Annotated in this window: 15 protein-coding genes; 4 read left to right on the top strand and 11 right to left on the bottom strand. The window is 72.5% G+C overall.

Translation table 11 applies throughout. The features are described from left to right. Positions 1 to 256 precede the first annotated feature (256 nt). Positions 257 to 2,335 (top strand): DHA2 family efflux MFS transporter permease subunit, encoded by a 2,079-nt coding sequence (locus tag ACQEVM_RS28030; RefSeq protein WP_433083547.1) that lies wholly within the window; start codon positions 257 to 259, stop codon positions 2,333 to 2,335. Positions 2,336 to 2,441: 106 nt separating this feature from the next. Here the strand turns inward: ACQEVM_RS28030 and ACQEVM_RS28025 are convergent, their stop codons facing one another. Then, the gene (locus ACQEVM_RS28025) at positions 2,442 to 2,954 is read right to left on the bottom strand and encodes a GNAT family N-acetyltransferase (RefSeq protein ID WP_433083545.1); all 513 of its coding nucleotides are present in this window, start codon (positions 2,952 to 2,954) and stop codon (positions 2,442 to 2,444) included. A 107-nt stretch (positions 2,955 to 3,061) separates the two neighbouring features. Between ACQEVM_RS28025 and ACQEVM_RS28020 the strand changes: the two genes are divergently transcribed. Next, positions 3,062 to 3,478, top strand: a complete 417-nt coding sequence (locus ACQEVM_RS28020; protein WP_053679031.1) for a nuclear transport factor 2 family protein — start codon at positions 3,062 to 3,064, stop codon at positions 3,476 to 3,478. A 137-nt stretch (positions 3,479 to 3,615) separates the two neighbouring features. Here ACQEVM_RS28020 and ACQEVM_RS28015 read toward each other — a convergent pair whose 3' ends face one another. Continuing rightward, positions 3,616 to 3,963: an antibiotic biosynthesis monooxygenase family protein gene (locus ACQEVM_RS28015; protein ID WP_433083542.1), complete on the bottom strand. Its 348-nt coding sequence runs from the start codon at positions 3,961 to 3,963 to the stop codon at positions 3,616 to 3,618. Between the two features lie 166 nt (positions 3,964 to 4,129). Between ACQEVM_RS28015 and ACQEVM_RS28010 the strand changes: the two genes are divergently transcribed. Beyond that, positions 4,130 to 6,124: a bifunctional glycosyltransferase 87/phosphatase PAP2 family protein gene (locus ACQEVM_RS28010; RefSeq protein ID WP_433085419.1), complete on the top strand. Its 1,995-nt coding sequence runs from the start codon at positions 4,130 to 4,132 to the stop codon at positions 6,122 to 6,124. 257 nt (positions 6,125 to 6,381) lie between these two features. Here ACQEVM_RS28010 and ACQEVM_RS28005 read toward each other — a convergent pair whose 3' ends face one another. Continuing rightward, on the bottom strand, positions 6,382 to 6,747 hold the full coding sequence (locus tag ACQEVM_RS28005) for a DUF6193 family natural product biosynthesis protein (RefSeq protein ID WP_433083540.1): 366 nt from the start codon (positions 6,745 to 6,747) through the stop codon (positions 6,382 to 6,384). A 212-nt stretch (positions 6,748 to 6,959) separates the two neighbouring features. Beyond that, on the bottom strand, positions 6,960 to 8,204 hold the full coding sequence (locus ACQEVM_RS28000) for a cytochrome P450 (protein WP_433083538.1): 1,245 nt from the start codon (positions 8,202 to 8,204) through the stop codon (positions 6,960 to 6,962). Between the two features lie 241 nt (positions 8,205 to 8,445). Here ACQEVM_RS28000 and ACQEVM_RS27995 point away from each other — a divergent pair, with 241 nt between their 5' ends. Further along, positions 8,446 to 9,615 (top strand): steroid 3-ketoacyl-CoA thiolase, encoded by a 1,170-nt coding sequence (locus ACQEVM_RS27995; protein WP_433083536.1) that lies wholly within the window; start codon positions 8,446 to 8,448, stop codon positions 9,613 to 9,615. A 237-nt stretch (positions 9,616 to 9,852) separates the two neighbouring features. On the opposite strand, the gene ACQEVM_RS27990 is transcribed toward ACQEVM_RS27995, so the two are convergent. The 7 genes from ACQEVM_RS27990 to ACQEVM_RS27960 all read right to left on the bottom strand — a co-directional run bounded on the left by ACQEVM_RS27990 (position 9,853) and on the right by ACQEVM_RS27960 (position 18,019). Next, positions 9,853 to 10,257, bottom strand: a complete 405-nt coding sequence (locus ACQEVM_RS27990) for a transglycosylase SLT domain-containing protein (RefSeq protein WP_053679041.1) — start codon at positions 10,255 to 10,257, stop codon at positions 9,853 to 9,855. A gap of 387 nt (positions 10,258 to 10,644) precedes the next feature. Then, positions 10,645 to 11,430 (bottom strand): ECF transporter S component, encoded by a 786-nt coding sequence (locus ACQEVM_RS27985; RefSeq protein WP_433085417.1) that lies wholly within the window; start codon positions 11,428 to 11,430, stop codon positions 10,645 to 10,647. A gap of 131 nt (positions 11,431 to 11,561) precedes the next feature. Continuing rightward, positions 11,562 to 13,406, bottom strand: coding sequence for an ABC transporter ATP-binding protein (locus ACQEVM_RS27980; RefSeq protein WP_433083533.1), 1,845 nt, complete (start codon positions 13,404 to 13,406; stop codon positions 11,562 to 11,564). After that, entirely contained in the window at positions 13,403 to 14,680 is a 1,278-nt protein-coding gene (locus tag ACQEVM_RS27975; protein WP_433083531.1) for an energy-coupling factor transporter transmembrane component T, read from the bottom strand. Before ACQEVM_RS27975 ends, ACQEVM_RS27980 begins: the two co-directional genes overlap by 4 nt. Further along, positions 14,677 to 15,378: an SCO2322 family protein gene (locus ACQEVM_RS27970; protein WP_433083529.1), complete on the bottom strand. Its 702-nt coding sequence runs from the start codon at positions 15,376 to 15,378 to the stop codon at positions 14,677 to 14,679. Before ACQEVM_RS27970 ends, ACQEVM_RS27975 begins: the two co-directional genes overlap by 4 nt. Further along, on the bottom strand, positions 15,378 to 16,628 hold the full coding sequence (locus ACQEVM_RS27965; protein WP_433083527.1) for a prenyltransferase/squalene oxidase repeat-containing protein: 1,251 nt from the start codon (positions 16,626 to 16,628) through the stop codon (positions 15,378 to 15,380). The genes ACQEVM_RS27970 and ACQEVM_RS27965 overlap by 1 nt, the downstream gene beginning before the upstream one ends. Before the next feature lie 350 nt (positions 16,629 to 16,978). Next, entirely contained in the window at positions 16,979 to 18,019 is a 1,041-nt protein-coding gene (locus ACQEVM_RS27960) for an MBL fold metallo-hydrolase (RefSeq protein ID WP_433083525.1), read from the bottom strand. Positions 18,020 to 18,244 lie beyond the last annotated feature (225 nt).

Below are 18,244 nucleotides of genomic sequence, written 5' to 3'. Positions count from 1 at the left end.
CCAGCACCGGCTGGTGGGACGCCGAAGCGGATCCCGGCTGCCCGGGGTCGGACAGGGATACGTACGGGCGAATGCGCAGGGGGTTGAAACCCGCCCCCGGCGCGCACTCGCAGCCGACGCCCTCGGCGCCGCATTCTGGACAGCGCTCAGCGCTCACTGGAACCCTCCCTGGCCACTGCCTGCGATTATGCAGACCCGCCAGGCCCGACCCAACCCTCCCGAGAGGCCATAACCGGACACACCGCTCAGGATGGAAATGTTGATCCGGCCTGAGGAGGAATCGATGGCCCAGGATGTGACCGCATCGGCCGTGCAACCCGGCCCCGGCGGTGAGCGCGCCTCACGTGACGTACTCGTCTCCATCGGCGCCCTGCTGCTGGGGCTGCTGATCGCCGCACTCGACCAGACCATCGTCTCCACCGCCCTGCCGACCATCGTCAGTGAACTCGGTGGCATGGAGCACCTGTCCTGGGTCGTCACCGCCTACATGCTCGCCTCCACCGCCGCCACGCCACTGTGGGGCAAACTCGGTGACCAGTACGGGCGCAAGAGGCTGTTCCAGTACGCGATCGTGATCTTCCTGATCGGGTCCGCGCTGTGCGGGATCGCCCAGGACATGGCGCAGCTCATCGGCTTCCGCGCCCTCCAGGGCCTGGGCGGCGGCGGGCTGATGGTGTTGTCCATGGCGATCGTCGGGGACATCGTCCCGCCCCGTGAACGCGGCAAGTACCAGGGACTCTTCGGTGCCGTCTTCGGTGCGACCAGCGTTCTCGGGCCGCTGCTGGGCGGCCTGTTCGTGGACCATCTGACCTGGCGCTGGGTCTTCTACATCAACATCCCCATCGGTCTCGTCGCCCTCGCCGTCATCGCCGCGGCCCTCCACATCCCGGTGCGCTCCACGAAGCACACCATCGACTATCTCGGCACCTTCCTCATCGCCTCCGTCGCCACCTGCCTCGTCCTCGTCGCCTCTCTCGGCGGCACCACCTGGGCCTGGGGTTCGGCCCAGATCATCGGTCTGGCCGTTCTCGGCGCCGTCCTCCTGGTCGCCTTCGTCCTCGTCGAGCGGCGGGCCGCCGAACCCGTTCTGCCGCTGAAGCTGTTCGCGATCCGTACCTTCACCCTCTGCTCGGTGATCAGCTTCGTCATCGGCTTCGCGATGTTCGGCGCGATGGTCTACCTGCCGACGTTCCTCCAGATCGTCCGGGGCGTCTCACCGACGATGTCCGGCGTCCACATGTTGCCGATGGTGTTCGGCCTGCTGATCGCCTCCACCGTCTCCGGGCAGATCGTCAGCCGCACCGGGCGCTGGAAGGTCTTCCCGATCGCCGGCACGGGCGTGACGGCCATCGGACTGCTGCTCCTGCACCAGTTGCAGCGCACCAGCTCCGACTGGGAGATGGGGATCTACTTCTCCGTCTTCGGAACCGGACTCGGCCTGGTCATGCAGGTCCTCGTCCTCGTCGTGCAGAACGCGGTCAGCTACGAGGACCTGGGAGTCGCCACCTCCGGCGCCACCTTCTTCCGCTCCATCGGAGCCTCCTTCGGCGTCGCCATCTTCGGCACGATCTTCACCAACCGGCTCGACGACCAGCTCTCCTCCGCGCTGGCCGGTGCGCAACTGCCGCCCGGCGTGACCGTCGCGGGGCTGGAGGCCGACCCGCGGGCCATCGGAGCACTCCCCGCCGACCTGCGCACGCGGGCGCTCGACGCCTACTCCACCTCCATCACCGACGTCTTCCTCTATGCGGTGCCCATGGTGCTCGTCGCCTTCGTGGTGGCCTGGTTCCTCAAGGAGGACAAGCTCCGCGCATCCGTCACCGCACCCGATGTGACCGAGACCCTCGCCTCCAACCCCGTCCAGCGGTCCTCACACGAAGAGGTCGCCCGCGCCCTGTCGGTCCTCGGGACCCGCGAGGGCCGTCGGCACGTCTACGAGAAGATCACCGCGAAGGCGGGGTACGACCTGCTGCCCGCGTCCAGTTGGATGCTGCTGCGGATCAAGAAGTACGGATCCACGGACCCGTCGGTGCTCGCCGACCGTACCGGCGTGCCGATCAAGGTGATCACGGACGCGGCCCGGCAGGTCGAGGGGCGCGGACTCGCGGTACGCGACGGGCTGTCACTGATCCTGACCGACCCGGGCCGCGAGAGCGCCGCCCGGCTGGCCGCCGCCCGGCAGGAATCGCTCGCCGAGCTGCTCGGCGACTGGTGGGGCCCGAACCGGCCGACCGACCTGATCAAGCTGGTCGAGGAACTCAACGCGGAACTGTGCGGATCCGACTCCGAGGAGCCCTACGACACCCTGCCCCGCCGGGACCACGCCGCCCCCTGAACCCGTGCCGCCCCCCTGAACCCGTGCCGCCCCCTTGAACCCGTGCCGCCCCCTGAACCCGCCGCGGGCCTCGTGTGACGACTGCACGACGGCTCCTGTGCGGCGACTACACCAGGGGCTTCTCGAACCAGTGCTCCGCATAGGGGCCGGAGTTGTACGCGGGTATCTCCGCGTACCCGTGTCGTGCGTACAGTGCCCGGGCCTCCACCAGGTCGGACCGGGTGTCCAGCCGTACGCGCTCGGCGCCCAGCGCGCGGCCCGCGTCCTCCAGGGCGGTGAGCAGCGCCGCTCCGCCTCCGGTACCGCGGGCGCGCCGGTCGACGTACACCCGTGTCAGCTCGGCGGTGACGGGGTCCAGCAGTCGTATGCCGCCGCAGGCCAGGGCCCGGCCGTCGAGTCTGCCGACGACGAAGCGGCCCGTGGGTGGCAGGAGGTCGTCGGCGGGGAAGTCGAGCATGCCCTGGTCGATCTCCGCCTCGGTGACGGAGCGCTTCCAGTACCGCCCGGCGACCTCCGCGTAGTACGCGCGGCGCAGGGCCGTCCCGTCGGGAGTGGTGAACGGTTCCGGGGCGACCTTCCAGGTGCCCGTGCCGGTGATGACGTCGTTGTCGCTGTTCATGGCGTCATTGTGCGAGAGGGGTGGGGAGGTCCGCGTTGGATTATCCACAGGGGCGGGCCGATGATAGTGAAAAGGACAAACCGTGCACATGGAGGGCGTGAACCGTCATGTCGGAGCATCCTGACTGTGCCCTGATCCGCCGCGGCTACGAGGCCTTCGGCAAGGGCGACCTGGAAGCGTTGGGCGCGATGATGACGGCCGACGTCATCCACCACATGCCCGGAAACAACCCGTTGTCGGGGCATCACAAGGGGCGGGAAGCCGTCATGGGCCTCTACCGCCGCCTCGCGGAGGAGACGAACGGGACGCTCCGGCTCCACCTGGAATCGGTCATGGCCGACGGTCGCGGCCACGTCATGAGCTTCCACACCGCGCGCGGCGATCGGGGTGACCGGGGGATCGAGATCCGAGAAGGGCTGTTCTTCACGATCGTCGGGCACAAGATCACCGACATCGACGGCTGCACCGAGGACATCGACGAGGCCGACGCGTTCTGGTCCGCCCGACCCGACCTGCCGACCTGACGATCCGCCTGCCGACCTGACGATCCGCCTGCCGGTCCCGATCTGCCGACCGGCCGGAAGCCCCGGGCCGGAAGCCCCGGGCCAAAAGCCCGGGCCAAAAGCCCCGGGGCCAGGCCCCGGGGCATCCGACGTGCTGTTCAGGCCTGCTTCGGCGCCGCCTGTTGGACGACCTCGAACGACCACACCGAGGACCCGGAGGCCGCCGGCTTCGGCCGCTCGCCGCCACCCGCGCCGCTGCCGCCACCCGCGCCGCCGCCCTGGTGCGCGGCCTTCATCGGGCCGTCCATCCACGCCTGGAAGTCCTCCTCGGAACGCCACCGCGTGTAGACGAGGTACTGGTCGGTGCCCTCCACGGGGCGCAGCAGCTCGAACCACTCGAAGCCGTCCGAACCCTCCACGGCTCCCGCCCGCGAGGCGAAGCGCTGCTCCAGCACCTCTCGCTGCTCGGCCGGGACGGTCAGTGCGTTGATCTTCACGATGCTCATGGACGCCATCCTAGGGATCCGCGAGGGATATCGTCCTTCGGGTAATCAAGTGGTGCGTGGGGCGCGGCAGCCTGGTGAAGTCGAGGTTGCGGCCGACAGGGCGGGAGGCCGGCGAGGCGTGGCTGACGCGGCAGAGCACGGCGGTGGTGACGGACACGTCGGGGTCATGGACGATCGCGGCAGACCGGGAGCCCTGCACCTCCTGCTGTGGGCGCTCGCGGGCGCGCTCGCGGTCAGACAGGCCGTCGCCGTGTTGCGGGTGCCGCCGGCGCGATGGCTCGACGGTTTCCACCTCCCGGACGGTCTGCCGGGCTCGCTCTACGAGGGCGGATCCGGCCAGTTCACCGGCACCCCGTTCGCGGGGCTGGTCCTGAAGCCGCTGGCCGGTCTCGCGGCGCCCTCCCTGGAAGTGGCCTGGACCTGCGCCACCCTGCTGCTCGTCGCCGTGATCGGGCTGGTCGCCGCGCGAGGTCTGCCCGATCCGGTGCCCCGGCGTGCCGCGTTGCCGGCGGCGCCCGTGCTGGTCGCCCTGATGGTGGTCTCGCTGCCCGTGCGCGAGGCCACGTCGCCGGGCCAGACCGCCGTCCTGCCCGTGCTGTTGGTGTTGCTCGCCGTCTTCCGGGTGCCCGGCGAACGTCCCGCCGGGTTCCTCGTCGGTCTCGCGGCGGCCCTGCAGCCCGGACTGCTGCTGTTCGCACCGCTGTTGTGGCTGACCGGGCGCCGCCCCACCGCCGGGGCCGCCGCCGTGACCTTCGCGGGCGCGACCGCCGTGTCCTGGGCCGCGCTGCCGCGCGACTCGTGGACGTACTGGGTCGAGCACCTCGCCGGCACCGGTCTCGGTCGCGCCCCCGACGGCCTCGCCAACCAGTCCGTGCACGGCGCGCTGCTCCGCCTGGGCCTGAGCGGACCCGCCGAGATCGCCCTGTACGCGGCGCTCGCGGGCGTGATCCTGTGGATCGGGCTGCGCCGCGCGGTCCGGTACGCCCGCGACGGCCAACTGCTGCTCGCCGTCGCGATCACCGGCTGTGTGGCCGTCGCCGTGTCCCCGGAGGGCTGGCGCCACCAACTGCTGTGGGTGCTGCTCGCCGTCGCCGGCAGGGTGGGCAGGCGAGCCGCCGACCGCACCGTCTGGCCGGTCGCCGTCGTGCTCGCCGTGATCCTGCCCAGCACCGTGCTGCTGCCGAATCTGGGCGTGCTGGCCGTCGTCCGGGACAACGTGCTGCTGCTGGCCGCCCTCGCGGCGGCGTGCGCGGTGCCGTTCCTGTCGCTTTCCTCGCCGTACTGGCGAGAGCCCGTGCCCACCGCGTACGGCCGGCCCGCCGCCGCGCGCTGGTCCCGGGTGCCGCTGCTGCCGTTCTGGCGGCGCGTGCTGTCCCGCCCGAACCTGCTGCTGGAACTGCTGTTGATACGGGTCGGCTACTCGATCTACTCGCACATCCGGGCCGCCGCCACCGCGGGCCGCGACCTCGCGGAGGCCAACGGCAGCCGGATCCACGGCATCGAGAAGGCGCTCGGCATCGACATCGAGCACGCCGTCAACCACGCCGTGGTGAACACGCCCTGGCTGGAGGCGTTCTTCGACTTCTACTACACCTCCTTCCACTTCGTCGTCCCCATGGGGATCCTGGCGGTCCTGTACTGGCGCCGGCCCGCCGACTACCGCTGGGCGCGCGCCTCGCTGGGGCTGGCCACGGTCCTCGCGCTCGTCGGGTTCTGGCTGTACCCGCTCGCGCCACCGCGCCTGATGCCCGACCTCGGGTTCGTCGACACCGTGCACGGGGTGCAGGACCTCGCGAACCCGCAGTACGGGGCGATGACCGCGATCTCCAACCAGTACGCGGCCATGCCCTCGCTGCACTTCGGCTGGTCGCTGTGGTGCGGGATCGTGATCGTCGTACTCGCCCCGAAGGGGTGGCAGAAGCTGCTGGGCGCCCTCCACCCGCTGATCACGGTGTGCGCGATCGTGGCCACCGCGAACCACTGGGTGCTCGACGCGGTCGGCGGAGCCCTCGTCGTCGGCGCCGGGTTCGGGCTGGTCCACGTCCTTTCCGGGCCCCGCGGCGAGCGGGGCGGACCCGGAGCCGGGTTGACGCTGCCGCGGCCCCGGACCCCCGAGCAGGAGGGCAGTGCCCAACCGGCGGGGGAGCGCACCACCGCCTGACGGCGGGTCCGGTGGGAACGCCGAGGCCCACGGACCCCACCGGGGCCGGTCGGGCGGGAGCGCGGCCGAAGGGGTGCCGGAGTGGTCTCGACACCGCTCCGGCACCCCTTCGGTGGATCGCCGCGTCCGTCCAGGATCGGCCCGGCACGGTGCTCGCGCCACTCGGCGGTTCCTCCCGGCAGGTCCGGAAGAGCCCGCCCGCCTGGGCTCTGTCGTCGAAGTGGCGCCTGGCCCGCGGGCCTCACCGGCGCCGGAGCCTAGTCCGGCGGGATTTGGGCCACCACGAGGGCGATGGCCGCTTCGGCGGTGTCCGTCTCGCCGATCACGTTCGTCATGCGGGGGCCGCGCACCCGGAACCGGCCGTCGGCCAGCGGCTCGACCGCCGGCACGTCCACGTTGAACGGGGGGCTCGTACGGGAGCTGAACCACAGGGTCCAATGACTGGTGAACGGGTAGAGCCGTCTGAGTCCGGGTTCCTTGGAGGCCGCTTCTATCAGCGCCAGGACGCCCTGGCCCATGGTCTTGGAGTCGGCGCGGTCGAGCATCAACTGCCACGTCAAGGGCATCCGCTGCCAGCGTGCTTCCACGGCGTCGGCGGGCCCGCGTTCGTCCTGAAGGTTCATCCGCGCAGTGTGCCGCGCCACCGGCTCCGGGACAACGGGCAAGAAGGTTTCAACCGGAACATCACAACCGGAACGTGACGATGGGAGGGCCACCACCGGAATGTGACGACGGGAGGGCCACAACCGGAATGTGACGGGCCGGCGGTCCGCACGGGTCGGCGGACGGCAGGGGCCGGGCGGGGGTGGAGCGCCCCCGCCGGCCCGGTCGCGGGTCAGCGGCGGCTGACCCGGAGTTCCTTGATGCCGTTGAGCCAGGCGGCGCGCAGTCGCCTCGGGCCCTCGCCGGCCAGGCGCAGGTCGGGCAGGGCGTCGGCGAGTGCGTTGAAGATCAGGTCGATCTCCATGACGGCCAGCGACTTGCCGAGGCAGAAGTGCGGTCCGCCGCCCCCGAAGCCCAGGTGGGGGTTGGGGTCGCGGGTGATGTCGAAGGCGTCCGGGTCGTCGAAGACCTCGGGGTCGTGGTTGGCGGAGGAGTAGAACATCCCCACCCGGTCGCCCGCCTTGATCTTCTGGCCGCCCAGTTCGGTGTCCTGGGTGGCGGTCCGCTGGAAGGACACCACCGGTGTGGCCCAGCGGACGATCTCCTCCGCCGCCGTGGCCGGTCGTGTCGCCTTGTACAGCTCCCACTGCTCGGGGTGGGTGAGGAAGGCGTGCATGCCGTGGCTGATGGCGTTGCGCGTGGTCTCGTTGCCCGCGACGGCGAGCAGCAGCACGAAGAAGCCGAACTCGTCGGAGCCCAGGTTGCCCTGTCCCTCGGCCGCGACCAGCTGCGTGACGATGTCCTTGGCCGGACATTCCTTGCGGGCCGCCGACAGGTTCATCGCGTAGCCGATGAGTTCCATGGCCGCGTTCGAGCCGACCTCCTCGGTGATCGCGTACTCCGGGTCGTCGTAGGCGATCATCTTGTTCGACCAGTCGAAGATCCGGAGCCGGTCCTCCTGCGGTACGCCGATCAGTTCGGCGATGGCCTGGAGCGGGAGTTCGCACGCCACCTGCGTCACGAAGTCGAAGCTGCCGTCCGCGGAGGCGGTCACCGCCTCCTCGACGATCTTTCGCGCCCGGTCCCGCAGGGCCCCTTCCAGGCCGCGGATCGCCCGCGGGGTGAACCCGCGCTGCACGATCTGGCGGACGCGGGTGTGTTCCGGCGGATCCATGTTCAACATGATCAGGCGCTGGGCATCGATCTGCTCGCGCGCGATGTGCTCGTTGAAGCGGATGATCGCGGTGTTCGTGGTCGAGGAGAACAACTCGGGGTGCGTGGAGACGTACTTGACGTCCGCGTGCCGTGTCACGGCCCAGTAGCCCTCGTCGTCGAAACCGGTGATGCCCCGCCGCTGTGGGCACCACCACACGGGGGCGGTCTGCCGGAGCTGTGCGAACTCCGGGAAGGGGACCCGGTCCTGGAGGAGGTCGGGGTCGGTGGCGTCGAAGCCTTCGGGCAGCACGGGGCAGGGCATCGGGCGACTCCAAGGTCTGACGGCCCATCAGAAGTTGGCTCGAAGGTAGTAACGAGTTCCAGAAGTGACAAGGGCTCCGGCGTCAACTGTTGCGTGTGGAATCCGTGGAGCCGCGTGCAAGACCCTTGCGTGCCGGGCCTCCAGGTCATAAGACTGCGGAGGGAACTAGAACGCGTACTAGTTCAGGGCGGGGCGCCGGGACGGCCCGCCGCGTCGGCACCGTGCAGGAGAGGACGAGCTCATGGCCGCGGAACCCGTCATCGTCGAAGCCGTACGCACCCCCATCGGAAAGCGCGGGGGCGCCCTCGCCAACCTTCATCCCGCCTACCTGCTCGGTGAGACCTACCGCGAACTCCTCGCCCGTACCGGAATCCAGCCCGACTGCGTCGAGCAGATCGTCGGCGGCACCGTCACCCACGCCGGCGAGCAGTCGATGAACCCCGCCCGCAACGCCTGGCTGGCCATGGGCCTGCCCTACGAGACCGCCGCGACCACCGTGGACTGTCAGTGCGGCAGCTCCCAACAGGCCAACCACATGGTCGCCAACATGATCTCCGGCGGGGTCATGGACATCGGCATCGCCTGCGGTGTCGAGGCCATGAGCCGGGTCCCGCTCGGTTCCGGCTCCAAGCACGGTCCCGGCAAGCCCTTCCCCGACGAATGGAACGTCGATCTCCCGAACCAGTTCGAGGCCGCCGAGCGCATCGCCCGCCGTCGGGGACTGACCCGGGAGGACGTCGACACCCTGGGCGTGCTCTCGCAGGAGCGGGCCGCCACCGCCTGGGCCGAGGAGCGCTTCAAGCGCGAGACGTTCGCCGTGCAGGTGCCGACCACCGAGGCCGAGCAGGCCGCAGGGCAGGGCATGTGGCGGCTGGTCGACCGTGACGAGGGGCTGCGGGACACCTCCATGGAGGGCCTCGCCCGACTCAAGCCGGTCATGCCGACCGCCGTGCACACCGCCGGGAACTCCTCGCAGATCTCCGACGGGGCCGCGGCCGTGATGTGGGCCTCGCGCAAGATGGCCCGCGCGCTGAAACTCAAGCCGCGCGCCCGGATCGTGGCCCAGACGCTGGTCGGAGCGGACCCGCACTACCACCTGGACGGGCCGATCGACGCGACACGGGCCGTGCTGGGCAAGGCCGGGATGTCCCTCCGGGACATCGACCTCGTGGAGATCAACGAGGCCTTCGCCTCCGTCGTCCTCAGTTGGGCCCGCGTCTTCGACCAGGACCTGGAGAAGGTCAACGTGAACGGCGGAGGCATCGCGCTCGGCCACCCCGTCGGCGCCACCGGCGCCCGACTGATCACCACCGCGCTCCACGAGCTGGAACGGCGCGACAAGGAATTCGCATTGATCACCATGTGCGCGGGCGGCGCGCTGGCCACCGGCACGATCATCCAGCGGCTGTAGGCGCCGCGTCCGCACCACCACCGCGCGAGCGGTCCCGGACCCAGTGGGATGGGAAGACGAAGGCCCCGACGACCGGACCTGGGGAGGCCGGCCACCGGGGCCTTCGCATGTCTGTCACCGCCTTGTGGGCGGGTTCCGCGTTGCCACGCGGAGGATGTTCTCGTCGCCTTGTGGGCGGGAAGTCGTGCGCCGCCTCGCGGGGGGCGGGTCCTGCGCTGTCCGCTGCCACTGGTCGGCTTAGTACCAGTGGTGGGACTGCCAGAAGTTCCAGGCGCCGACGGGGCTGCCGTAGCGGGAGTTCATGTAGTCCAGGCCCCACTTGATCTGGGTCGCCGGGTTGGTCTTCCAGTCCGCGCCCGCCGAGGACATCTTCGACGCCGGCAGGGCCTGGACCAGGCCGTACGCGCCGGAGGAGGAGTTCGTGGCGGTGTGGTTCCAGCCGCTCTCGTGGGAGACGATCTTGGAGAAGGCTTCGAACTGGGCCGGGTCCTTGATCATCTGCTGCGCGATGGACTTGGCGTTCATCGGGGCCGCCTGGGCCGGGACCGTGGCGAGCATGGAACCGGCGACGCCGAGGGCGAGGACGGAACCGGCGATGGCCTTCTTGGAGGCGGTGATGCGGCGGATGACGGTGTTGGACACGGAATGGCCTTCCGTTGGGGACGGGGACGGTCGCAAGCACGCCGAAGACGTGCGTGAGCCACTCACGCGGTGGAGAGGGGTTCGTCGGCGGGGGGTGAAGTACCCCTGCCGCCTTGCGACTCATCCAGTTCTACAGACGCCCCGACGGCCTGGCAACGACCCCTCTTACTAGTGGCCCTCGCAGGCGGGGTGTTTCGACCCCCCTGCCCGCCGACCGGTCTTCGCGCAGGTGGGGGCCGCTCGCGAGGGGGTGAAACGGACCCCTCGGGGGCTACTAGTCCCGTTCGTATGTGACCTGCGTCCTGTGGGGCGGGTCACCGGCCAGGGCCCCGAATCTCACGGTCCGTGGCCACCCGTACCCCTTTCGGGGGGTGGGTCGAAAACGGACTAAACCCCCGAATCGAAGGAAATCGGCGCATCGAAGGCGGCCTTTCGCGTCGCCCGCCGCAGGGCCTTCAGCAGGGTGGCGCCGAGGGTGAGGGTCAGTACGACGGTCAGCGCCGCCCGCCCCAGGTCCCAGCCCAACGAGGTCGCCAGGCAGTACGCGACGAACCGCGCCAGGTTCTCCGGCACCGGATCCCCCGGGTGGAAGGAGACGCCCTGCCCCATGCCCTGCAGGATCACCCACCCCTGGAGGTTCATGATCGTGCCGTACGCGAACGACCCCGCGCACCCGTACGCCGCGAGCATGCCCAGCTCCACCCGGCCCCGGATCCGGTCCGGACCCGGCAGCAGACCCGCCCCCAGCGAGAACCAGCCCAACGCCAGCATCTGGAACGGCATCCACGGCCCGACCCCACCCGTGAGCAGGGCGGACGCGAACATCGTCACCGAGCCCAGGACGAAGCCGAAGCCCGGCCCCAGCACCCGGCCGCTCAACACCATCAGGAAGAACATCGGCTCCAGGCCCGCCGTGCCCGCACCCAACGGTCTGAGCGCCGCGCCGACGGCGGCCAGCACGCCGAGCATCGCGACGGCCTTGGCGTCCATTCCGTTGTCGGCGATCGTCGCCACGACGACCGCGACGAGTAGGGGCAGCAGCGCCGCGAAGAGCCACGGCGCGTCCTGGGAGTGGGCCAGCCCCGACTGCCGGTCGGCGAGCAGCGGCCAGCCGAACGCGACGATGCCGATGAGGGTGACCAGGACCAGTGCGACGGCGGCGCGGGGGCCGATGCGGACGGGACGGGTGGAACGGGCGGAACGGGTGGAACGGGCTGTGCCGTCGACCGGGCCGGTCGGATCGGACGGGCCGACGGGGTCGGTCGGGCCGGTCGGATCGGTGGTGCGGGGGGTGCGCGTGGTGCTCACGGGGCGAGACCCCCGGCCTTGCCGTCACCGGCGTCACCGGCGTCACCGGCGTCACCGGCGTCGGCACCGTCTCCGGCGTCACCGGAGAGGGCCCGCGCGACCTGGGACACCGTGAGCCACCGCCCCGGCGCCAGGATCTTGGACACCTGCGGGGCGAAGGCGGGGGAGGAGACCACCACCTCGGCCGTCGGACCGTCCGCGACGATCTCCCCGCCGGCCAGGATCACCACCCGGTGCGCCAGCTCGGCGGCCAGCTCCACGTCGTGCGTGGCCAGGACGACGGCGTGCCCCGACGCGGCGAGCGAGCGCAGAATCCCGATCAGCCGGGCCTTGGCGGCGTAGTCCAGGCCGCGGGTGGGCTCGTCGAGCAGCAGCAGGGCGGGCTCGCCGGTCAGGACCAGGGCCAGGGCGAGCGCGAGCCGCTGCCCCTCGGAGAGGTCCCGGGGATGGGTGTCGTCGGGCACGTCGGGCAGCAGGGCCGTCACCAGGTCCCGGCAGGTGCCCGGCGCCGCGCCCGCGTCGGAGTCGGCGGCGGCGCACTCGGCGGCGACCGTGTCGGCGTAGAGGAGGTCCCGGGGGTCCTGCGGGACCAGTCCGACGTGGCGGACCATCTCCCGGGGCGGGGTGCGGTGCGGGGTGCGACCGCCGACGAGCACCTTGCCGGTGGTCGGCTCGATCGTGCCCACGAGGGTCGCGAGCAGGGTGGACTTGCCGGCGCCGTTGCGGCCCATGAGGGCGACGGTCTCGCCGGGGGCGATCGTGAGGTCGATCCCGTGGAGGACCTCGGCCCGGCCCCGTCGGACGGACACGCCCGAGGCGGTGGCCGCCGTGGCGTCGACCCCGACCCCGACCCCGCCCCCGACCCCGGCACCGGTGGCAGCGGGCGCGGGCCGGGTGCGGCGCAGCAGCCGGGCCAGCCGGCCGGGACCCTCGGGGCGGCCCGTCGAGCCCGGCACCTTCGCGGGCCCGGACGGCGCCCGGCCCCCCGCCTCGAACGCCGCGGGGGCCGGTTCCGCCCCCGCGTCCTGCGGCAGGCGGGACCGCAGGGGCCCGGCCAGGCGGCGGGCGTCGCGGACCGAGAGGGGCAGCGGGGACCAGCCCGCGAGCCGGCCCAGGGAGATCACCGGGGGGTACACCGGGGAGATGGCCATGATCTCCGCCGGACTCCCCATGACCGGGGCCGCGCCCGGCGACGGCAGGAGCAGCACCCGGTCCGCGTACTGGACCACCCGCTCCAGGCGGTGTTCCGCCATGAGCACCGTGGTGCCCAGGTCGTGCACCAGTCGCTGGAGCACCGCCAGGACCTCCTCGGCCGCCGCCGGGTCCAGCGCCGAGGTGGGTTCGTCCAGGACCAGCACGCGCGGGTGCGGGGTCAGCACGGAGCCGATCGCGACCCGCTGCCGCTGTCCGCCGGAGAGGGTGGCGATGGGTCGGTCGCGCAGCTCGTTGAGGCCCAGCAGGTCGAGGGTCTCCTCGACCCGGCGGCGCATCACCGCGGGCGGGAGCCCCAGCGACTCCATGCCGTAGGCCAGCTCGTCCTCCACCACGTCCGTCACGAAGTGCGCCATCGGATCCTGGCCGACCGTGCCCACCACGTCCGCGAGCTCGCGCGGCTTGTGCGTACGGGTGTCGCGTCCCGCGACCGTGACCCGGCCGCTCAGCCGGCCGCCCGTGAAGTGCGGGACCAGCCCGCAGACCGCCCCCAGAAGAGTCGACTTGCCGACACCCGACGGGCCGACCAGCAAGGTCAGCTCCCCTTCCGGCACGACGAAGTCCGCGCCGCGCAGCGCCGGCCCGGCGGCTCCCTCGTAGGTCACCGACACCTGCTCGAAACGGATCACTGCGACGCCTCCTTCGGCGGAACGGGTGCCACGAAGGCGGGGAGCAGGCCGATGAGGATCGCGGCCGCCGGCCACAGCGGGAGCGTGGGCGCGACCAGGGGCACGACCCCCGGGCGCAGGGCCTCCGGGTCCCGGGTGCCCGCGTAGATCAGCAGGGCTGCGACCGCCGCCCCCGACCCGGCGACCAGCCAGGCCCGCGCGTCCCAGCGGTCGGGCCGGTAGCGGGTGCGGACGCTGCGCCGGCCGCCCAGGCGCAGGCCCGCCAGGGCCAGTCCCAGCCCGACGAGGAGCAGGGGCAGGCCGAACGCGGCGCCCTCCGCCGCGAGCAGCCCGTACGTGCCCGCGCACATGCCGAGGAGCCCGCCGAGGGTGAGCGCGTTGGTGGTGTGCCGGACCGCGGGCGGAACCCGCGCCGTGCGCCCGTACCCGCGCGCGTCCATCGAGGCGGCCACCGCCACCGAACGCTCCAGCGCGCCCTCCAGGACCGGCAGACCGATCTGGAGGACGGCCTTGACGCCGCCGGTGGGGCGCCCGCGCAGCCGGCGGGCGGTCCGCAGCCGCACCACGTCCGCGACCATGTTCGGCGCGAACGTCATGGCGACCACCACGGCGACCCCCGCCTCGTACAGGGCGGCCGGCAGGGACTTCAGCAGCCGGGCCGGATTGGCGAGCGCGTTGGCGGCGCCCACGCAGATGAGGAGGGTGGCCAGCTTCGCGCCGTCGTAGAAGGCGAAGACCAACTGCTCGGCCGTCACCCTGCCGCCGAAGCGGATGCCCTGCGCCCAGGCAGGCAGGGGAACCTCCGGCAGGGCGAAGAGGAGGTGCGAGCCGGGCAGCGGGGAGCCGAGCAGCATGGAGAAGACCAGGCGCAGGCCGATGACGAACAGGCCGAGCTTGACGAACGCCCCGTACGAACGCGCCCACGGCGCCGAGGTCCGGCGGGCGGCGACCACGTAGCCGGCGACGCCGACGATCAGGCCGAGGAGGAGGGGATTGGTCGTCCGGGAGGCGGCCGTGGCCAGCCCGAGCGCCCACAGCCACCAGGCCCCCGCGTGCAGGGCGTTCCCGCGGCGCGCCTCCGGGGCCAGACGCCGTCCCTTCTCGTACAGGGGCCCGTGCGGGTCGGTCTTCGCCGCCGCGAGGCGGCTCCGCCCGGGCGGTGTCACGTCGTCGACCGCCGCGCCGTGGGTGCTCCCCGGCCCGTCGGCGGACGCGGACGTGGCCGCGGTACCGGGGCCGGACGCGGTACCGGGCGTGCGCGCCGGCTCCGTCATCGGGCGCGGCGGCGGGACTGCCAGACGCCGGCCGCGGCCAGCGCGGCCACCGCCACGACGCCCACGACGAGACCCGCCGAGGGCCCACCGGAGCCGCCCGAGGACGGGGCGGACGCGGAGGGAGAGGACGCGGACGACGGCGCGGACGCAGACGGCTGCCGCCCGGTGTCGTCGGCGATCGGCTCGCCGCAGCCCTGCCGCGGGTACCCCGAGATCCCGCACAGCAGCGCGGCGCCGTTGTAGCGCAGCGGCTTCGCGACCGCCGCAAGGGCCTCCGCCGTCGTGGCGTCCGGCGCCACGCGGGCGCAGGCCGTGCGCGGTGCGTCCCCGGGCGGGGTCTCGCCCGAAGGGGCTTCCGAGGGGAGCCCGAAGTCGATGACGAGGGCCACCCGCTTGCGGCCCTGCTCCGCGGGGGTCGCGGAGCAGACGGCGTCGAACCCGGCGTCGGTGCGAGGCCGCCCGGACTGGTCCCCGGCGTCCTTGCTCACGCCGAAGCGGAACCCCTGCACCGAGCCGTCCGCCGGGCGCGCCGTCGAGGGGCCCTGGGTGGCGTACGACCAGGAACCGTTCGCACCGCCGTCCCAGAACGACCAGTAGCGGTAGCTCGACGCCATCGCCGGGGCGGAGGCGACCAGCACGAGGAGGACGCCGAAGGCGAGTGCGAGGGCCGGGAACCGGCGAGCGGGCAGCCCGCGCATCAGAGTTGGTTCTTCTTCCGGCGACCGCTCAGCAGGATGCCGATGCCCATGCCGGCCACGGCGCCCGCGCCGATGATCCACCAGAGGTTCCGGTTGCCGGAGCCCTCGTCGTCCTTCTTCTTGTCCGCGTCCTCGGAGGCCTGCGCCTTCGGGGTCGCCGACTGCGGCGCGGGGCCCGTCGCGTTCAGCGCCGCCACCAGGTCGGTGGACCCGAAGGCCTTCGGGTCGGTACCGGTGGCGTGCGCGGTGAGGATCAGCGTGCCCAGGGCCGCCGGGTTGCCCTTGGACCAGTCCGCCGAGTTGGCCTTCAGCCACTCCAGCGCGCCGGCCGCCGACTGCTTGTGGCCGGCCGCGGCCAGGGCGATCACCGCGTCGGCGGTGTTGCCGGTGTCCGGGGTGGGCTGGTCGGCGCCCGGGGTGACGGCGGTGAGGTGGCCGTCCTTCTTCAGGGCCTCGGCCAGGTTCCCGGCGGCGCCCTGGGCGGCGGCCGTCGGGTCGCCGGCGGTCGCCGGGCAGGCGAGCGCGGCGGCCGGGGTGTCGGTGGCGGCCGGTGCGACGACCGCGCCCTTGCCGAGCGCGGCCAGTGTCGCGGCGGCGGTCGCGTCGGCGTTCGCCGCGAGCTTGCCGTCGGCCGGCTGGTACCCGAAGGCGCCCCGGTCGGCGGCCGGCTCGGCGGAGCAGCCCAGCTGGAAGGAGAGCAGGCCGTCGTACGCGGACTTGCCCGCCTTCGACTTCACGTCGGCGGGCTTCTCGCCCGCCACGGCCAGCGCGCTGATGACGACCGAGGTGGAGCTGCCCTCGCTGGGGGAGCCGGGCGCGTAGGCCCAGCCGCCGTCCTCGTTCTGGACGGACTTCAGCCAGTCCACGCCCTTCTTCACCGCCGCGTCGTGACCGCCGAGCGCCTTGAGCGCCTGGACGGCGACCGCGGTGGCGTTGGTGTCGAGCACGGTCTTCGCGTCGCACGCCTTCGAGGCGTCGGCGCGGAAGGAGGCGAACCCGCCGTCGGCGCACTGCTGGCCGACGAGCCAGTCCACGGCCTGCGCGGCGGGCTGCTCGCCGACGGTCCGCTGGGCGAGCAGGGCGAACGACTGGCGCCACACGCCGTCGTACGTCGGGTCTCCCTTGCCGAACAGTCCCGAGGGGACGACCGGTGCCGGGGAGGGGGAGGGCGCGGCGAGGGCCGCGGGGGCGGCACCCGCGCAGAGCACGGCGGAGGCGGCGAGCGCGGCGGCGCTGCGTCGTACGTTCATGGTGGGGCGGGTGCCTCTCGTGCTGGGGAACGGAGGCAGGCACGCGCGGGTACCGGGCTCCGGCTCCGTTTACCTCGACGGTGCCGGCCGCCGGAAGACCCGGCGGCACGAGCCGCGCACCTCCGGTACAGGGCATTCCGGCTCCCCGCCCCGATGTCGCGGGGGCGGGTCACGGTTGCGGGTCAGCGCCGGATTCGCACCGGCTTCCCCCCGTGCGGAAGTGTGGACGACGGGCCCACTCTACCGGCCCGTAGGTTTCGGTGACCGGGGCGTGGGGCTCTGAGCCCCTTACCACGGCCGGTCCGCGGCGCCCGGTGCGTGGCGCCGGTGTCCCGTGCGAGGCTCCCCGTTCACAGGGCCCGGTACGTGACCGGGTCGCTGCCCGGCACCGGCTCCGCCCGGCCCTGCTTGACCAGCCGCCGCAGGTGCGCCTCCGCTTCGGAGACGGCGATGTTCCGGGAGCCGTACGGGATCTGCTCCCAGGGGCGGTTCCACTCCATCCGTTCCGCCAGCTCCCACGGGGTCAGGGGGGTGGCGAGGAGCCCCCACAGCCCGGTCAGCCGCTCCTCGTGGTGGTCCAGCAGCTCTCGGACGCGGGCCGGGGCGTCGGTGAAGGGGTGCTGGTGGGCCGGGAGCACCTCGGCGGGCTCCAGTCGGCCGACGCGTTCGAGGGAGTCGAGGTAGTCGCCGAGGGGGTCGGTGACCCGGTGCTCGGAGGGGTCCTCGTACAGGCCGACGTGCGGGGAGATGCCGGGCAGCAGGTGGTCGCCCGAGAACAGCCGGCCGTTGCCGGGCAGGCCCGCGGGGTGGGCCTCCTCCAGGTGGAGGCAGACATGGCCGGGGGTGTGGCCCGGCGTCCAGATCGCGCGGAGCCGCCGCCCGGCGAGGGGCAGCAGCTCGCCGGGAACGATCTCCCGGTCGGGGACGGCCGCGTGCAGGCCGGGCAGGGTTCGCAGCCGGCCGCTCGCGCGGGCCGCGCGCAGGGGGGCGATGTGCTCCTCGGGGGCCCCGGCGACGGCCAGTTTCTCGCTCATGTAGTCGAACCAGACGCCCGGTTCGGCGGAGCGGGTCCGCACGACGACCTCGGTGTCGGCGGCGTGCATGGCGATCCAGGCGCCCGAGGCCTCCCGGACCCGTCCGGACAGGCCGTGGTGGTCGGGGTGGTGGTGGGTGATGACCACGCCGTGGACGTCGGCCATCGCGATGCCGAGGGCGTCGAGGCCGGCGACGAGGGTGTCCCAGGACTCCGGGTCGTCCCAGCCGGTGTCGACGAGGACCGGTCCGCGGTCGGTGTCGAGGACGTGGACGAGGGTGTGTCCGAGGGGGTTGTCGGGGATGGGGACCTTGATGCCCCACACGCCTCCGCCGTGGTCGGTGACCTGAGGTGTCACGAGGGCTCCCTGTCTGCCGGCCGTCCGGGCGGTCGTGCGTCCGCCCGGACACGATAAAGAGAACTTGTTCCAGTAGTCGCCCAAGTCGACCATCTCTTCGGGTTTCTGGCTACCCGTCGGATGTCCGTTGGATCTTCCCCGTCGTTCCGTCCTGGCCGTGGACTCCTGGAACTAGAACTGGTATCAGTTCTGGAACGTCACGCCGCAGGTAGCCGCAGGAGGCCT

Origin of the sequence: Streptomyces sp. CA-243310 (genome assembly GCF_050936775.1) — a bacterium.
Taxonomy (GTDB): domain Bacteria; phylum Actinomycetota; class Actinomycetes; order Streptomycetales; family Streptomycetaceae; genus Streptomyces.
Note: the sequence above shows the minus strand (reverse complement) of the source record. Positions and strands in the feature narration are given on the sequence as shown.

Bases quoted from the DNA above. Each gene is read 5' to 3' on its own strand.
- ACQEVM_RS28005 (WP_433083540.1), bottom strand. From the start codon at position 6,747: ATGAACCTTCAGGACGAACGCGGGCCCGCCGACGCCGTGGAAGCACGC.
- ACQEVM_RS27975 (WP_433083531.1), bottom strand. From the start codon at position 14,680: ATGACGGAGCCGGCGCGCACGCCCGGTACCGCGTCCGGCCCCGGTACC.
- ACQEVM_RS27995 (WP_433083536.1), top strand. From the start codon at position 8,446: ATGGCCGCGGAACCCGTCATCGTCGAAGCCGTACGCACCCCCATCGGA.
- ACQEVM_RS28000 (WP_433083538.1), bottom strand. From the start codon at position 8,204: ATGCCCTGCCCCGTGCTGCCCGAAGGCTTCGACGCCACCGACCCCGAC.
- ACQEVM_RS27970 (WP_433083529.1), bottom strand. From the start codon at position 15,378: ATGCGCGGGCTGCCCGCTCGCCGGTTCCCGGCCCTCGCACTCGCCTTC.
- ACQEVM_RS28020 (WP_053679031.1), top strand. From the start codon at position 3,062: ATGTCGGAGCATCCTGACTGTGCCCTGATCCGCCGCGGCTACGAGGCC.
- ACQEVM_RS28010 (WP_433085419.1), top strand. From the start codon at position 4,130: ATGGACGATCGCGGCAGACCGGGAGCCCTGCACCTCCTGCTGTGGGCG.
- ACQEVM_RS28015 (WP_433083542.1), bottom strand. From the start codon at position 3,963: ATGAGCATCGTGAAGATCAACGCACTGACCGTCCCGGCCGAGCAGCGA.
- ACQEVM_RS27965 (WP_433083527.1), bottom strand. From the start codon at position 16,628: ATGAACGTACGACGCAGCGCCGCCGCGCTCGCCGCCTCCGCCGTGCTC.
- ACQEVM_RS28025 (WP_433083545.1), bottom strand. From the start codon at position 2,954: ATGAACAGCGACAACGACGTCATCACCGGCACGGGCACCTGGAAGGTC.
- ACQEVM_RS28030 (WP_433083547.1), top strand. From the start codon at position 257: ATGTTGATCCGGCCTGAGGAGGAATCGATGGCCCAGGATGTGACCGCA.